Annotated in this window: 11 protein-coding genes and 2 tRNA genes; all 13 read right to left on the reverse strand. The window is 38.5% G+C overall.

The annotated features are described in order from the left end of the window. Positions 1 to 2 precede the first annotated feature (2 nt). A tRNA-Arg gene (locus ABN080_RS06630) sits at positions 3 to 76 on the reverse strand. Between the two features lie 8 nt (positions 77 to 84). Beyond that, positions 85 to 177: transfer RNA gene (locus tag ABN080_RS06635), tRNA-Ser, on the reverse strand. A gap of 465 nt (positions 178 to 642) precedes the next feature. Continuing rightward, positions 643 to 831, reverse strand: a complete 189-nt coding sequence (csrA, locus tag ABN080_RS06640; RefSeq protein WP_004244778.1) for a carbon storage regulator CsrA — start codon at positions 829 to 831, stop codon at positions 643 to 645. 220 nt (positions 832 to 1,051) lie between these two features. After that, positions 1,052 to 3,679, reverse strand: coding sequence for an alanine--tRNA ligase (alaS, locus tag ABN080_RS06645; RefSeq protein ID WP_349440670.1), 2,628 nt, complete (start codon positions 3,677 to 3,679; stop codon positions 1,052 to 1,054). 903 nt (positions 3,680 to 4,582) lie between these two features. Continuing rightward, entirely contained in the window at positions 4,583 to 5,650 is a 1,068-nt protein-coding gene (recA, locus tag ABN080_RS06650) for a recombinase RecA (RefSeq protein WP_072070885.1), read from the reverse strand. Positions 5,651 to 5,757: 107 nt separating this feature from the next. Further along, positions 5,758 to 6,264 (reverse strand): nicotinamide-nucleotide amidase, encoded by a 507-nt coding sequence (gene pncC, locus ABN080_RS06655; RefSeq protein ID WP_115350337.1) that lies wholly within the window; start codon positions 6,262 to 6,264, stop codon positions 5,758 to 5,760. A 36-nt stretch (positions 6,265 to 6,300) separates the two neighbouring features. Further along, the gene (lplT, locus tag ABN080_RS06660) at positions 6,301 to 7,500 is read right to left on the reverse strand and encodes a lysophospholipid transporter LplT (RefSeq protein ID WP_115350338.1); all 1,200 of its coding nucleotides are present in this window, start codon (positions 7,498 to 7,500) and stop codon (positions 6,301 to 6,303) included. Continuing rightward, the gene (aas, locus tag ABN080_RS06665; RefSeq protein ID WP_196553675.1) at positions 7,500 to 9,659 is read right to left on the reverse strand and encodes a bifunctional acyl-ACP--phospholipid O-acyltransferase/long-chain-fatty-acid--ACP ligase; all 2,160 of its coding nucleotides are present in this window, start codon (positions 9,657 to 9,659) and stop codon (positions 7,500 to 7,502) included. The genes lplT and aas overlap by 1 nt, the downstream gene beginning before the upstream one ends. A 103-nt stretch (positions 9,660 to 9,762) precedes the next feature. Further along, positions 9,763 to 10,275 carry a shikimate kinase AroL gene (gene aroL, locus ABN080_RS06670; RefSeq protein WP_349440671.1) on the reverse strand — a complete coding sequence of 171 codons (513 nt, stop codon included), beginning with the start codon at positions 10,273 to 10,275 and terminating at the stop codon, positions 9,763 to 9,765. 143 nt (positions 10,276 to 10,418) lie between these two features. After that, on the reverse strand, positions 10,419 to 11,672 hold the full coding sequence (locus ABN080_RS06675; protein WP_197269461.1) for a glutamate-5-semialdehyde dehydrogenase: 1,254 nt from the start codon (positions 11,670 to 11,672) through the stop codon (positions 10,419 to 10,421). A 10-nt stretch (positions 11,673 to 11,682) separates the two neighbouring features. Beyond that, the gene (gene proB, locus ABN080_RS06680) at positions 11,683 to 12,786 is read right to left on the reverse strand and encodes a glutamate 5-kinase (protein WP_349440672.1); all 1,104 of its coding nucleotides are present in this window, start codon (positions 12,784 to 12,786) and stop codon (positions 11,683 to 11,685) included. Between the two features lie 115 nt (positions 12,787 to 12,901). Then, a complete protein-coding gene (crl, locus tag ABN080_RS06685) occupies positions 12,902 to 13,303 on the reverse strand; it encodes a sigma factor-binding protein Crl (RefSeq protein WP_109409457.1) in 402 nt (133 codons plus the stop codon). 71 nt (positions 13,304 to 13,374) lie between these two features. Further along, complete coding sequence (frsA, locus tag ABN080_RS06690) at positions 13,375 to 14,625, reverse strand: esterase FrsA (protein ID WP_196553673.1); 1,251 nt, start codon at positions 14,623 to 14,625, stop codon at positions 13,375 to 13,377. Positions 14,626 to 14,690 lie beyond the last annotated feature (65 nt).

Here is a 14,690-nt window from a genome sequence, read left to right on the forward strand (position 1 = left end):
GGTGCATCCTGGAGGATTCGAACCTCCGACCGCTCGGTTCGTAGCCGAGTACTCTATCCAGCTGAGCTAAGGATGCAATCTAAATGGCGGTGAGAGAGGGATTCGAACCCTCGATGCAGCTTTTGACCGCATACTCCCTTAGCAGGGGAGCGCCTTCAGCCTCTCGGCCATCTCACCATATTTAGAACCACTCGAAGAAGTTCTTACTGAACATCTCGTCTCTGTGTGGCGCACATATTACTTTCTCAGCCTAAGAAGTCAAACAATTTTTCTCAACTTTTTACGAATATACGTTTGTTTGGACACTTCACAAACAAACTGATGCGTTTATCAGCAAGATTGGCTAAAAAAGTCCTAAACACAATGATATCTCTGATGAAAAATCATTCAAGTATTTTATTCCCATAGCAAATATATTTATTCTCAAAACAAATAATTGTGAAGCGAATGATTAGAGGTAAAAAGAGTTTCAATTCTGTCAATCAGAATAAACGGATAGTGTAATAATAAATACAACTCAAGGAGAGTGAAGATAGGAACAAAAAAGGGAATAAAAAGTCTTAGAAAGAGAAAAGCGCCCAGACCCGGCAAAAGTGTGGACGCTTACGAATGAATTGTAACTAACTAAAAATGGGAATTTGTTTAGTAGTTATCGGTAGGCTGAGTTTTCTCGGCCTGAATTCGTTGATAGATCTCTTCACGATGGACAGATACTTCTTTGGGTGCATTTACGCCAATCCGTACCTGATTACCTTTAACCCCTAAAACGGTTACGGTTACATCATCACCTATCATAAGCGTTTCACCAACTCGACGAGTTAGAATAAGCATTCTTTGCTCCTTGAAAATTTACAAGAGTCGGGTCTCTAGAATTTCCCGGCCATTATCCATCATACATTGTCAATTCGTATAATCATTATTTATCACAAGTAACTCATACTTCATAACAAAATATAAATTTAGTGACTGATTATTTAACGGATCATCAATATCTCTATAAGGCGTTATCCCTATAAATCAGGAATAACGCCTTTTTTCAGGTTATTATCGCTTACAGATGCGATTCAACCCACTCGTCAACACTTGCCAGAGCCGCAGGTAAAGCATCAATATCAGTACCACCAGCTTGAGCCATATCAGGGCGACCGCCACCTTTACCGCCGATTTGCTGTGCTACAAAACTAATTAACTCACCTGCTTTAACTTTAGCAGTCAAATCTTTAGTGACCCCAACAATTAAGCTCACTTTACCATCAGAAATAGTAGAAAGCACAATAATTGCTGAACCCAATTGATTTTTTAAATCGTCAACCATAGTTCTTAACATTTTTGGCTCAACACCATTAAGCTCACGAACTAAAAGTTTGATACCTTTCACATTTTTAGCTTGTCCACCTAAAGAAGAACTTTCTTGGGCAGCTTGCTGATCTTTTAGTTGTTGGAGTTCTTTTTCTAATAAGCGGTATTTTTCTTGGACTGTCTTAATTCTTTCAACCAAGTTTGTACCATCACTTTTTAGAACTTGTGCAACAAGAGAGATAAGGTCTGATTGCTCATGAACACTCTCAATTGCTGTAATACCTGTAATTGCCTCAATACGACGAATACCAGCAGCAGTGCCTGACTCACTGATAATACGGAACAAACCAATATCACCTGTTCTAGAAGCGTGAGTACCACCGCAAAGCTCAGTAGAAAAATCACCCATGGTTAAAACACGGACACGTTCATCGTATTTCTCACCAAACAGTGCCATAGCACCTTTTTCTTTAGCGTCTTCAAGATCCATTAACTCAGTGACTATTGGTGAGTTAAGACGGATTTGTGCATTTACAATATCTTCGATTTCTCGCAACTGTTCTGGTTTAACTGCTTCAAAATGAGAGAAGTCAAAACGCAAGTATTTATCGTTAACCAAAGAACCTTTTTGCGTAACATGCGTTCCCAGAACTTGGCGTAATGCAGCATGTAATAAGTGAGTCGCAGAGTGATTTAAACGAATGGCATTACGGCGAGCAATATCAATGTTAGCATTGATTTTATGGTTAACAATAAATGACCCTACGTTAACTTTACCAATATGGCCAATCGCTTTACCGTATTTTTGCGTATCTGTGACTTCAAACTGACTATCTTTGCCAGTCAGAACACCTTTATCGCCAACTTGGCCACCGGACTCGGCATAAAATGCCGTTTTATTTAAGAAGATAATTCCTTCTTCGCCCGCTTTTAATTCGGTGACTGATTGTCCATTGTGGAAGATAGCAGTAATTGTGCCCTGCTGTTCGTTATGCTCATAACCAGAGAAATCACTGCGGCTATCAACTTTAATAAGGCTATTATAGTCAGTACCGAAACCGCTGGATTCACGAGCACGTTTACGTTGCTCTTCCATCGCGACTTCAAAGCCTTTTTCATCAACCTTGATATTTCTTTCACGACAAACATCAGCAGTTAAATCGAGAGGGAAACCATATGTATCATAAAGGCGGAAAGCGGTTTCACCCGGAAGAACGTCATCTGTTAATTGAGCAAGCTCTTCATCTAATAGCTGGAGGCCTCGTTCTAATGTACGAGCAAACTGCTCTTCTTCCGTTTTTAATACTTTTTCAACGATAGCTTGTTGGCGTTTTAATTCTTCACCCGCTTCAGCCATCACTTCAATTAATGGAGCAACTAACTTATAGAAGAAGGTATCTTTGGCGCCAAGCATATAACCATGACGTACTGCACGACGAATAATGCGGCGCAGAACATAGCCACGGCCTTCATTAGAAGGGATCACGCCATCGCAAATAAGGAATGAACAAGAACGAATATGGTCAGCAATAACGCGTAATGATTTATTTTCTAAGTCTGTTGCATTAGTCACTTGTGCAACAGATTTAATTAAAGAACGGAATAAATCAATGTCATAGTTAGAGTTTACATGTTGTAAAACAGCGGTAATACGCTCTAACCCCATTCCCGTATCAACAGATGGTTTCGGCAGTGGATCCATAGTGCCATCTGATTGACGATTAAATTGCATGAAAACGATATTCCAGATCTCAATATAGCGATCGCCGTCTTCTTCTGGTGATCCAGGAGGTCCGCCCCAAATGTGGTCACCATGATCATAAAATATTTCGGTACAAGGTCCACAAGGGCCTGTGTCACCCATTTGCCAAAAGTTATCTGATGCAAATGGTGCACCTTTATTATCACCAATGCGGATTATTCTTTCGGCAGGAATACCAATTTCTTTATTCCAAATATCATAAGCTTCATCATCTGTGGCATATACCGTTACCCAAAGTCTTTCTTTAGGTAAGTTAAACCACTCTTTGCTGGTTAATAATTCCCAAGCAAAATTGATTGCGTCATGTTTGAAATAGTCACCAAAACTGAAATTACCTAGCATTTCAAAAAAGGTATGGTGACGAGCTGTATAACCCACATTTTCTAAATCATTATGTTTACCACCTGCACGCACACAGCGTTGTGCAGTTGTCGCTCGGGAATAAGGTCTATTGTCCAATCCAAGAAATACATCTTTGAATTGGTTCATCCCTGCGTTTGTAAACAGCAATGTTGGATCGTTATTTGGAACCAAAGAACTGCTAGGTACTATTTGATGTCCTTTAGTATGAAAAAAGTCGAGAAACGCCTGACGGATCTCAGCGGTGCTTTTGCTCATAATTATCCCGAAATCAAGCTGGAAAAACAGAAATTAGAAATCTAGTTAGAGGAGGTTTTTTGTTACCTCTACTTAGCCAACGAATACATAAGTAGGGATAAGATAGAATTTCTTCAGTCAGAAGTAAAACCCCCGATAAACTTATTCGTGTTGACATTGTAAATCGTCTAGTTTTTTTCTGAAAGTGGGTTTGTTAACTGAGAATGGGGCTTTTCTCTATTTAAGAGGGATTATTCTAATAAATGTAAGTAGTTTAAAGTATTTTCATTTTGTAATTATTAAAAACTATTTGTTATTATTAGTTTTTTATCTCATCACATACTATGCGTGTTTTTTCTTAAATAATTTCTTTTTCTTATAACAATCAATAATAAATACATAAGCATTATCACTTAAAACAAACAATAAACTCACGATAACTAGCTAAAATAAAAGTATTTCTCAGTATAAAACCTATCTCATCACTAAATAATCTCTTAAATACTATATTAATTAGATTCAAATATCTTGAAGATATTTATCTCTGTTTGTCAATTATTTACTATCTGACTCAATCAGGTGCTAGTAATGATTCTTATTTAGATTGGTAATTTGTGAGAATATATCATCAAAATTTCACTATATAAACTTTCATACAACTATAAAAATTAGTTAGTAAAAAATATCGTTATATCAAATAAAATAGTGTTAAAGGCTACTTTTAATGGATAGATAATAGAATAAACCCGGCATGAACCCTAAATTGGATAAATAGTACGACATATAACAAAAAGGAAGCTTTTTAGAGCTTCCTTTTTTTAAGTGAGTTAAATCACATTAATTGACTAGCCATTTATCATAACAATGATAGTAATTTGTCTAAACATGGAATCAATTAGTTGTTTTATCACAAGCTAAGAGAGATTATTCTTCTGCTTCTCCGAGATCAGTTGCATCACCTTCATTCGTGAAATCAGCTGCGCTTGTAAACTCACCTGCGTGGTTTAATAACATTTCACGTAGTTTCGTATTTAAATCATCGTACATTTCTGGATGCTCTTTTAGGTAAGTTGTTGCATTGGCTTTACCTTGACCAATCTTCTCACCATTGTAGCTGTACCATGCACCAGCTTTTTCTACCAATTTATGTTTAACACCTAAATCGATAAGCTCACCAAAAGTATTAATACCTTCGCCATACATTATTTGGAATTCGGCTTGTTTAAATGGCGCTGCAATCTTGTTTTTTACGACTTTAACGCGAGTTTCACTACCCACAACTTCATCACCGTTTTTAACAGAACCGATGCGACGAATATCTAAACGAACAGATGCGTAGAACTTAAGTGCATTACCACCAGTTGTGGTTTCTGGATTACCAAACATAACACCAATTTTCATACGAATTTGGTTTATGAAAATAAGTAATGTATTGGAGTTTTTCAAGTTACCCGCTAATTTACGCATAGCTTGGCTCATCATACGAGCAGCAAGACCTACGTGTGAATCGCCGATTTCACCTTCAATTTCAGCTTTTGGCGTTAACGCAGCCACTGAGTCAACAACAATAACATCAACAGCACCAGAGCGAGATAATGCATCACAAATTTCTAAGGCTTGCTCACCGGTATCAGGCTGAGAACACAGCAGATTATCAATGTCTACGCCTAATTTTTTTGCATAAATTGGATCTAATGCGTGTTCAGCATCGATAAACGCACAGATCTTACCTTCACGTTGAGCTGAAGCGATAACTTGTAGTGTTAAAGTTGTTTTACCTGAAGATTCTGGGCCATAGATTTCAACAATACGACCACGTGGTAAACCACCAGCACCTAAAGCAACGTCTAATGATAAAGAACCTGTAGAGATGGTTTCAACGTTCATGGAACGATCTTCGCCCAGACGCATGATAGACCCTTTACCAAATTGCTTTTCAATTTGACCAAGTGCTGCGGCCAATGCTTTTTGTTTGTTTTCATCAATAGCCATGTTATCTCCCTCTGGGCAGTGAAGCATAAGGATGGGTCACTACCATTAAAACGTGTATGATTTTGCTTGTTGAAATTCATTATACTGTATAATCATACAGTATCAAGTTAATTATTTATAATTTCTCTAAGTATTGATTTTAAAGAAAAAATAACAGATTCCGCTCTTACTTGCTCTCGTGAGCCACTGAAAATACAGTGTTTTGCTGTTACCTGAACACCGGTTGTTGTTTTAACAGCAAAACCAAACCAAACTAAACCCACTGGTTTTTCTTTACTGCCACCACCAGGACCCGCAATACCACTGACTGAAACAGCAAAATCTGCATTTGCTGCGCTAAGTGCGCCTTTCGCCATCTGAAGAACGACTTCTTCACTAACAGCGCCATATTTAATCAAGGTTTGTTCATCAACGCCTATCATTTCATGCTTTGCTTCGTTACTGTAGGTCACAAAGCCACGGTGATAATAATCAGAACTTCCTGCAATATCCGTGATGATTTTTGCAATCCATCCACCAGTGCAAGACTCTGCCGTTGTTATCGTGCTCTTCTTTTCAATTAACGCTTTACCCACCTCAATACTTAGGTGAGTCATTTCATCGTAATTTATCATTAAGGTTCATTTAACCTCTATTCTAAATTCTACTGTTTAAGATTTCTTTCTGGTGCAATCCCATAACCATAACCCACCAATTGCGAGTGCAAAAATGGCACCAAAACCAATTCCGATGGCAACAACAGAAATACCAATACTAGTGACTAGTGAGAACAAGCCTAACATTAATAGCATCGCTGTATTTTCACCTAAGTTTTGTACTGCGATAGCATTACCCGCTCCCACACTGTGTTTTCCTTTATCTTGTAATAGCGCATTTAATGGCACCACAAAGAAGCCACCAAAAACACCAATAACGATAAGGATTAAATAAGATGGAATAATTGAGGTTTGCAATGAAAAATAAACTACTCCAAGACCAATTAAAATGCCTGCCGGCATACAGCGACGTACTGTTTTCAGTGTCACAAATTTAGCGGCTAATCCAGCCCCTACAACAATACCAATAGCTACCATTGCATTTAATATCGTTGGAGTGGTGTTGTCAGTCATGCCCAATGCAATAGGTACCCATTGAACAAGCAGAAAACGCAAAGTCACCCCCGCGCCCCAAAACATACTTGTTCCCACTAAAGAAAAGCGGCTTTCTTTATCTGCCCATAAAGTACGTGTTGCCTCAAGGAATTGAGCGAACATTTTTTTTATGTTCCAACCACGACCTATTTGAGCAGCTGATAATTTAGGTATGCCAAAGTTAACAAGAACTGCAAAAGCGTACATTGCTGCACAGACACCTAATGCAAAAACAATACTCCAATCAGAGAGTAAACCACCAATCACTGAACCTAATAAAATAGCGGCTATGGTTGATGCTTCCATTAAACCATTTGCTTTTACTAAGCGTTCACCATCGGTTAATTCACCTAAAATACCATATTTAGCTGGTGAATAAACTGCCGCACCAATCCCAACTAAGGCGTAACCTAAGAATGGATCAGAGCCAACACAAATAAGAAATGCACCCACGAATTTTAAGATATTACCACTGAGCATAACCCTACCTTTAGGGTTACGATCAGCAACTTGCCCAACAAAAGGCGCTAAGAGAATAAAAGCCAGCACAAAGACCATTTGTAAAACAGGTTGGCTCCATTCAGGATAAAGAGCCGATTTAAACTGAGCTAAAATGGCAAAAAGTAATGCGTTATCAGCAAAAGCAGAAAGAAATTGTGATAACAATACTGCTTTCATTCCCCGACTCATTAACGGAGGCTGGCTAATATTCTCTGACATTAGTTATTTTCCTGTTCAGCTAGTTTTTTCAATGAGACAAAATCCGTTTTCCCACTCCCAAGAACAGGAATTTCTTTGATAAAACGAATATCCTTCGGTACAGCTATTTCAGCAACACCTTCTGCTTTAGCTAGTGTTGATAACGCGCTACGATCCAATTGGTTATCTGTTGTAAACAGCACCAATGATTCACCTCTGCGTTTATCACTAATCGTCACAACGGCATGCTCGCCAGTGGATGCTTTGCGTGCAAGTTGCTCGACACCTTCAAGAGAGACCATCTCACCAGCAATTTTAGCAAAACGTTTTACACGCCCTTTAATAGTGCAAAAACCTTCGCTATCGATAGCAACAATATCACCCGTGTCATACCAACCTTCTTCATCAATACCGTCTGCGTTTGTAGCTACAGGGACTTCTAGTTTTTCTGGTGATCCAACACGTAAATACCCCATCATCACATTTGGGCCACGTAATTGTAATCGTCCTCCTTCTGTGATCCCATTCATTGGGATAAGTCGGCCTTCCATACCTGGTAATAAACGGCCTACAGTATGTATTTTAGCGCTCATAGGTACGTTGATTGACACAACCGGTGCGCATTCGGTAACACCATAACCTTCTAAAATGCGGATACCGAACTTTTCTTGCCATAAAATACGGGTTGATTCTGATAGTTTTTCAGCACCAGCAACCACATACCTAACTCTGGCAAAATCGTAAGGATGAGCAAACTTTCCATAATTACCTAAAAAGGTTGATGTACCAAATAACACGGTACAATTTTGGTCATACGTTAATTCAGGCACAACGCGATAGTGTAATGGGCTTGGATAAAGAAAAACACGAGCGCCCAAGCAAATCGGTGTTAATAGACAAGCAGTTAGGCCAAATGCATGGAATAACGGTAATGCTGACATAAATTTATCTTTAGGTGAAAAGTCAGCAATAGCGCGAATTTGATCTACATTAGCCAGTAAACTTGAATGACTATGAACAACACCTTTAGGTGTACCTTCAGATCCTGACGTAAATAGAATAACCGCAGCATCAGTCGATTTTTGCGGTAACATCGCTTTATGTGGCGTAATAAGGTGTTTGAAGATCCAGCGCTTATCTTCACTCGTTACACTATCTTTGAGATCTTCAAGGTAAATCCAATTCGCTTCAGGGGTTTGTTCAGGAATATGTAATAAATTCCCTTTTTCTAAAAATTGCCGTGATGTAAAAATGGTTTTGATTGAAGCTGCTTTCATCGCATTTTGTACGCCTAAGCTACCCGCAGTATAGTTAAGCATAGCAACAACACGTTGACGCATTGTTGCACCTAATAATGCAGCCGCTGTTACTGTTGTATTTGGAAGTAACAAACCAATACGTTCATTAGGCTCTGTGTATCGTTCAATGAGTCGGCTGATCCCTAATGTTTTTTTCAGTAATCCTTGGTAAGAATCTTCTTTTAGATTGATATCTGAAATTAACGGGCTAAATCGACCATATTGCGACATTGCCTGTAAAAATGCCTCATAGAGTGTAAGTTTAGGACGTGTATCCATGATGGCATTCATCATGATATCACGCATGGCTTCCCCTGCTAATCGACGACGCTCAGCTGATTTTTCTGCTTTTGGCATCGGTAAGTCAACGGCTGGAAGTACTTTGATTGTGATTTTAGGAAAGAAATGAGACTTCACTCGCAGACTTTTACGTACTCGTGAAAAGTAGCTAAATTCAGCACCTTCAATCCTAACAGGAACAACTTTAGCGCCTGATTTAGCTGCAATAAAAGCGGCCCCTTCATAAATTTTCATTAATCCATTTGTTACTGTGATCCTTCCTTCAGGAAAAATCACCACAGGGCGACCTTTATCGACTTCTTTTACTAATTGGCGCACTGCCATTGGATTTGCGGGATCTAAAGGCACAATATCAGCATAACGACCTAACCATCTTGTCGTTTTTGCAGAAGCCACTGAGGTATAAACAGCAAACACAGGATTAATAGGTAGGAATAAACGTAATAATATACCGTCAATAAAAGAAGTATGATTCGGTGTAATTATACATTTTTCATATTGAGAAAACTGATTAACAAGTCCTTCAATTCTTATTCTAAATAAGAATTTAAATAGTGTTTTAAAAAACGCTATTAACATCATATCCATATCTCATTTTGCTATAATTAGTCTTACTATAAATAGGATGTGATGAAAATAAAATAGATGACCTCTGTTTTGCCCTTTATATCAGACGACTTCCTAATTATTTAGCAAGTTTTGCGAGAATTACCGCAATTATTTCATTAATAGATAACCCCGCATCAACAATAATATCTGCACATTGCATGTATAAAGGTTCACGCTTAATTAAAACATCATGTATTTCTGAAACTAATGTTTTACCTGTCAAACTAGGTCTTTGTGCTTCATTAGGATCTTGGGATAAACGTTCAACTAATGTTTCAAGTGAGGCCTGTAAATAAATTGTAACACCTGAGGTTTTCATATAAGCACGATTTTTATCTGCCAAAACCATACCGCCACCAGTTGAAATAACTTGATTAGGTTGACTTACTTGAATAAGAGCGTCTGATTCAATTTGACGAAAGAAATCCCAACCCTTCTCTTCCACCATAGAGGATATAGTTTGTTGATATTTTTGGGTTATCCAATAATCCGTATCAATAAATCTATAATTTAAAGAGAGAGAAAGCGCTTTACCTACTGTTGTTTTCCCTGCACCTCGAGGTCCGATAAGGTAAATTGTACTTTCCATAAAATGCACTATCTCCATAGTGTGTTCCCATTAGGGTGTAATTAAAAATTTACATACTGTAAAGTATGAAACATCATACCTGATGTAACAAAAAAATAAAGCCACACTTTAGAAAAGTATGGCTTATTTAATATTCTCAATAATTATCGACGAATTGTATTATCACCGTAACCAATCCATTTGTAAGTCGTTAAAGCATCTAATCCCATTGGTCCTCTGGCGTGTAATTTCTGCGTACTAACAGCAACTTCCGCCCCTAAGCCGAATTGCCCGCCATCTGTAAAGCGTGTACTTGCATTGACATACACTGCGGCAGAATCAACTTGACGAACAAAACGATCAGCATTAGAAATAGATTGCGTTAAAATAGCATCCGAATGCGCTGTACCATAGCGGCGAATATGACTAATAGCCTCGGTTAAGCCACCCACCACTTCTACATTTAGATCAAGTGATAACCATTCATCACAATAATCTGCGTCTTTTACATCAACAACAGTTGCTCCACCTTTTTTCAGCCCAGCTAATGCTGTTTCACTTGAGTGTAAAGTGACCTTTTGAGCAGCCATAGCATTACTTAGCTGTGGTAAAAATATATCTGCAATTTCTTCATGCACTAAAAGTGTTTCTAACGAATTACATGCACTTGGCCGTTGTACTTTGGCATTAACGATAACGGTTAATGCTTTTTCTAAATCGGCACTTTCATCAACAAATGTATGGCAAACACCAATCCCACCAGTGATAACAGGGATCGTTGATTGTTCACGACATAATTTATGTAACCCAGCTCCGCCGCGAGGAATAAGCATATCAATATACTCATCCATTTTTAGCATTTTAGCGACTAACTCACGATCAGGTTTATCAATCGCCTGAATTGCACCCGCAGGAATACCACATTTTTCTAAAGCTTGTTGAATAACGGTAACCACGGCTTGATTGGTATGGTGTGTCTCTTTCCCGCCACGAAGAATGGCTGCATTACCAGTTTTTAAACATAATGAAGCAACATCAATGGTAACATTAGGACGAGCTTCATAAATAACGCCAACAACACCTAACGGTACACGGCGACGTTCTAAACGTAAACCGCTGTCTAACATACGGCCATCAATAACTTGCCCCACAGGATCTTCTAAGCGACATACTTGTCGAACATCATCAGCAATAGCTTTTAAACGTTCAGAAGTCAGCAATAAACGATCAAGCATCGCGGCATTAATATTGGCTTCACGAGCTGCTTGCATATCTTTTTCGTTGGCGGCAAGAATTGAAGCTTCTTGTTGCTCTAATAAATCAGCCATAACCAGTAATGCCTGATTTTTTTGCTCTGTCGATAATTGAGCTAAATGCCAAGACGCTTCTCTTGCTGATTTACCCATTTGTTCTAACATCGAAGGCTCCTTAGCTAACAATCATATCGTCACGGTGCACAGCAACACTACCATACTCGTAACCTAAAATTTGACTAATTTCTTGTGAATGGTGTCCCGCAATTAAACGCAGTGCATCACTATTATAATGGGCAACACCATGAGCAAGATCTTTACCCTGTAAACTCTGAATGCGAATAACACATCCACGAGAGAAATCGCCTTTTATCTCTTTAATGCCTTTTGGTAAAAGGGAGCTACCTTTTTCTTTAATTGCTTTTTCAGCCCCTTCATCAACAATAATGACCCCCGCAATTGGCGCCCCAAAAATCCATCTTTTACGTGCTTCGAGTGGGCTTTCTAATCCGTGGAATAACGTTCCTACAGGTTCATTATTGATTACTTTAGCAATAACTTCAGGTTGTACACCGGCTGCAATGACAACATCAATACCTGCGCGCCCAGCAACAGTAGCTGCTTGTAACTTTGTTGCCATGCCACCCGTACCCAAGCCAGATACGCTATCACCCGCCATTTCGCGTAATTCATCATTGATATCAAATACTTCTGGGATGAGTTTTGCTTCAGGATTACTACGAGGATCAGCTGTATACAGTCCTTCAATATCTGTCAGCAATAACAGCTTGTCTGCACTTCCTAAAATAGCGGCTAATGCAGACAGATTATCGTTATCACCCACTTTAATTTCTGCGGTTGCAACGGCATCGTTTTCATTAATAACGGGAATAATGCGATTATCTAATAATGCATGTAATGTATCACGCGCATTTAAGAAGCGTTCTCTATCTTCAATATCAGCTCGTGTTAACAACATCTGACCAATATGAATACCATAGATGGCAAATAATTGTTTCCATACTTGAATTAATGCGCTTTGGCCTACCGCGGCAAGTAACTGCTTAGAAGCAATAGTTGCGGGTAAATCAGGATAATTCAAATATTCACGCCCTGCTGCAATTGCACCAGAAGTAACAATAATAATCCGGTGACCTTTTTCGTGTTGTTTAGCACATTGGCGAACCAGTTCAACAATATGAGACTGATCCAGACGTAGTGAACCACCAGTAAGTACACTTGTCCCTAATTTAACAACCAGTGTTTGGCTGCTACTCATAACATTTACCATTCTTGTTGATTATTTAAAAAGATAATACACAGTTTTATCAGGAGAGAAGCGTTATGCCAACCGACATAACGCAAAATCTATGAAAAGTTGCCCTAACACAAAATTAGGGCTGGATGGGAAGTGGAAATTTGTTCATTTTTTCATCTGGCATAAGTGTCATATCTAATTCACTCGCTGCCGTTTTAAGAAATTGATGAAAACGGATCAGTGTTTCATTGATTGATTCAGTAACATCATTTTTACTTATATTCTGATGTATCCAATCACCATTTTTATCGAATAGCCCAATTTGATAATGATAAATGAGCTGTTCATTGTTGCGCTCTAATTCCATCCACCAGCCCCAAAACTCACGTTTTTCTGGTACGACTTTCTTATTTACACAAACAGCTAAACAGTCAAAAAAGAACTGGTTCTCTTGGCATTGTTGCTCTCGGATATAAGGACCGATTTGAGCAAAACGTTTTAATAACTTACCTCGGGTAGGGTTCAAAGATGAAGTCATAAATTCAGTCTCCTTAGAAACTCTACTGTTATATAATCTAATATAATTAGCAAGTTATTGTTCATGATTAATTATATTAATTTGTCATAGATCCAATCAGCACTTTTTTGTAAAGCGAGCTCTAAACCTTCATAAAGCGGTTTTTCATTGATTGCTAAGATATCGCCATCCATAGAAGAACGAGCTATTAACTGAGAATCCTCTTTAGGGCTCATTTCATCACCTTTCCAGTAAACACCCATCATAGGTACTGGAATTCGTCGTCCTATCAGCCCTTGGTTTTTCAGTGAATAACTGCTTAATGACAGCCGAAGATTATTTTCATCAATATTCCATAAACCTAAACGACTCGCTAATACATCAAGATACATCACAGGAATTTTTTTCTGTAGCTCAGATTGCGTGAAGAATGTATGAATTAAAGGTCCTAAAGCAACAACACCTTTAATTAATTTAGGGTAGATATAAGCTAAACGTACAGCAATATTTCCCCCAAAACGAAAGCCCATTACGCCCACACGAGTATGGTCAACCCAAGGTACTTCAGAAAGTTGCTTGAGAACTTCGCCTTGTAACTGACAGGTATCTTCAGTCAATTTTTGCTTTACCGAATAACCGATTGAAGGCATATCTAGCGTTAACATTGCAATGCCTTTCGGTGATAAATAATCCCTAAAGAAACTGACATAATCGCTTTGAAGACCATCTAACCCACCGCAGAATAATACTGTGGGATATGGGCCTCTACAATCTTTAGGTAAATGCAGAAAACCCGTTGTAGTTCCCTTCCCTTCTAATTTAAATGTGAGTTTTTTCACCTCAAAAGAGGAAAATTTTGTCGCATTCTCAAATGCTTTCATCGACAAAGTAACGGCCTGATCTGCTAAAAAATCACCATTAATAAAAGGATACGCAGCAATACTATACAGATGAGCAGCCCGCAACCAACAATCAGCGGCGGCATCTCCTGACTCTTTTCGCAATGCTTTTTGTTGCCAAATCATAGCTTGATGTGACCATTCATATGACCAGCCACCTTTGCGATACCCCACAACAGTATCAATAAATTTATCATCACTACGAGGTGCATCATGTACAGCAATTCGGCTCAAAACTTCTTCAATTTCGATAGGTGAAATACCACGCCAAATCCAAAGCAAACGCTGAATAGTACGATACCAATTTTGCTGACTTGCACCATTAAGCACAGTATACGTATTAATATTCGATTTTGGATGAGTGTACTGAATTAGTGTTGAGGTTTCAGCGTGTTTTGCTCTAGGTTTAAATAGAGTTTCAGAAAGGTTTGTATTATTTGCCATATCACTCTTCAAATCAGTCGATATCGAATAAAAGGGGCCAAAAAGTCTGGCTTTATCATAGCATG

It is taken from the genome of Proteus sp. fly-1089 (assembly GCF_040138965.1).
In the GTDB taxonomy this organism is placed as follows: Bacteria; Pseudomonadota; Gammaproteobacteria; order Enterobacterales; family Enterobacteriaceae; genus Proteus; species Proteus vulgaris_B.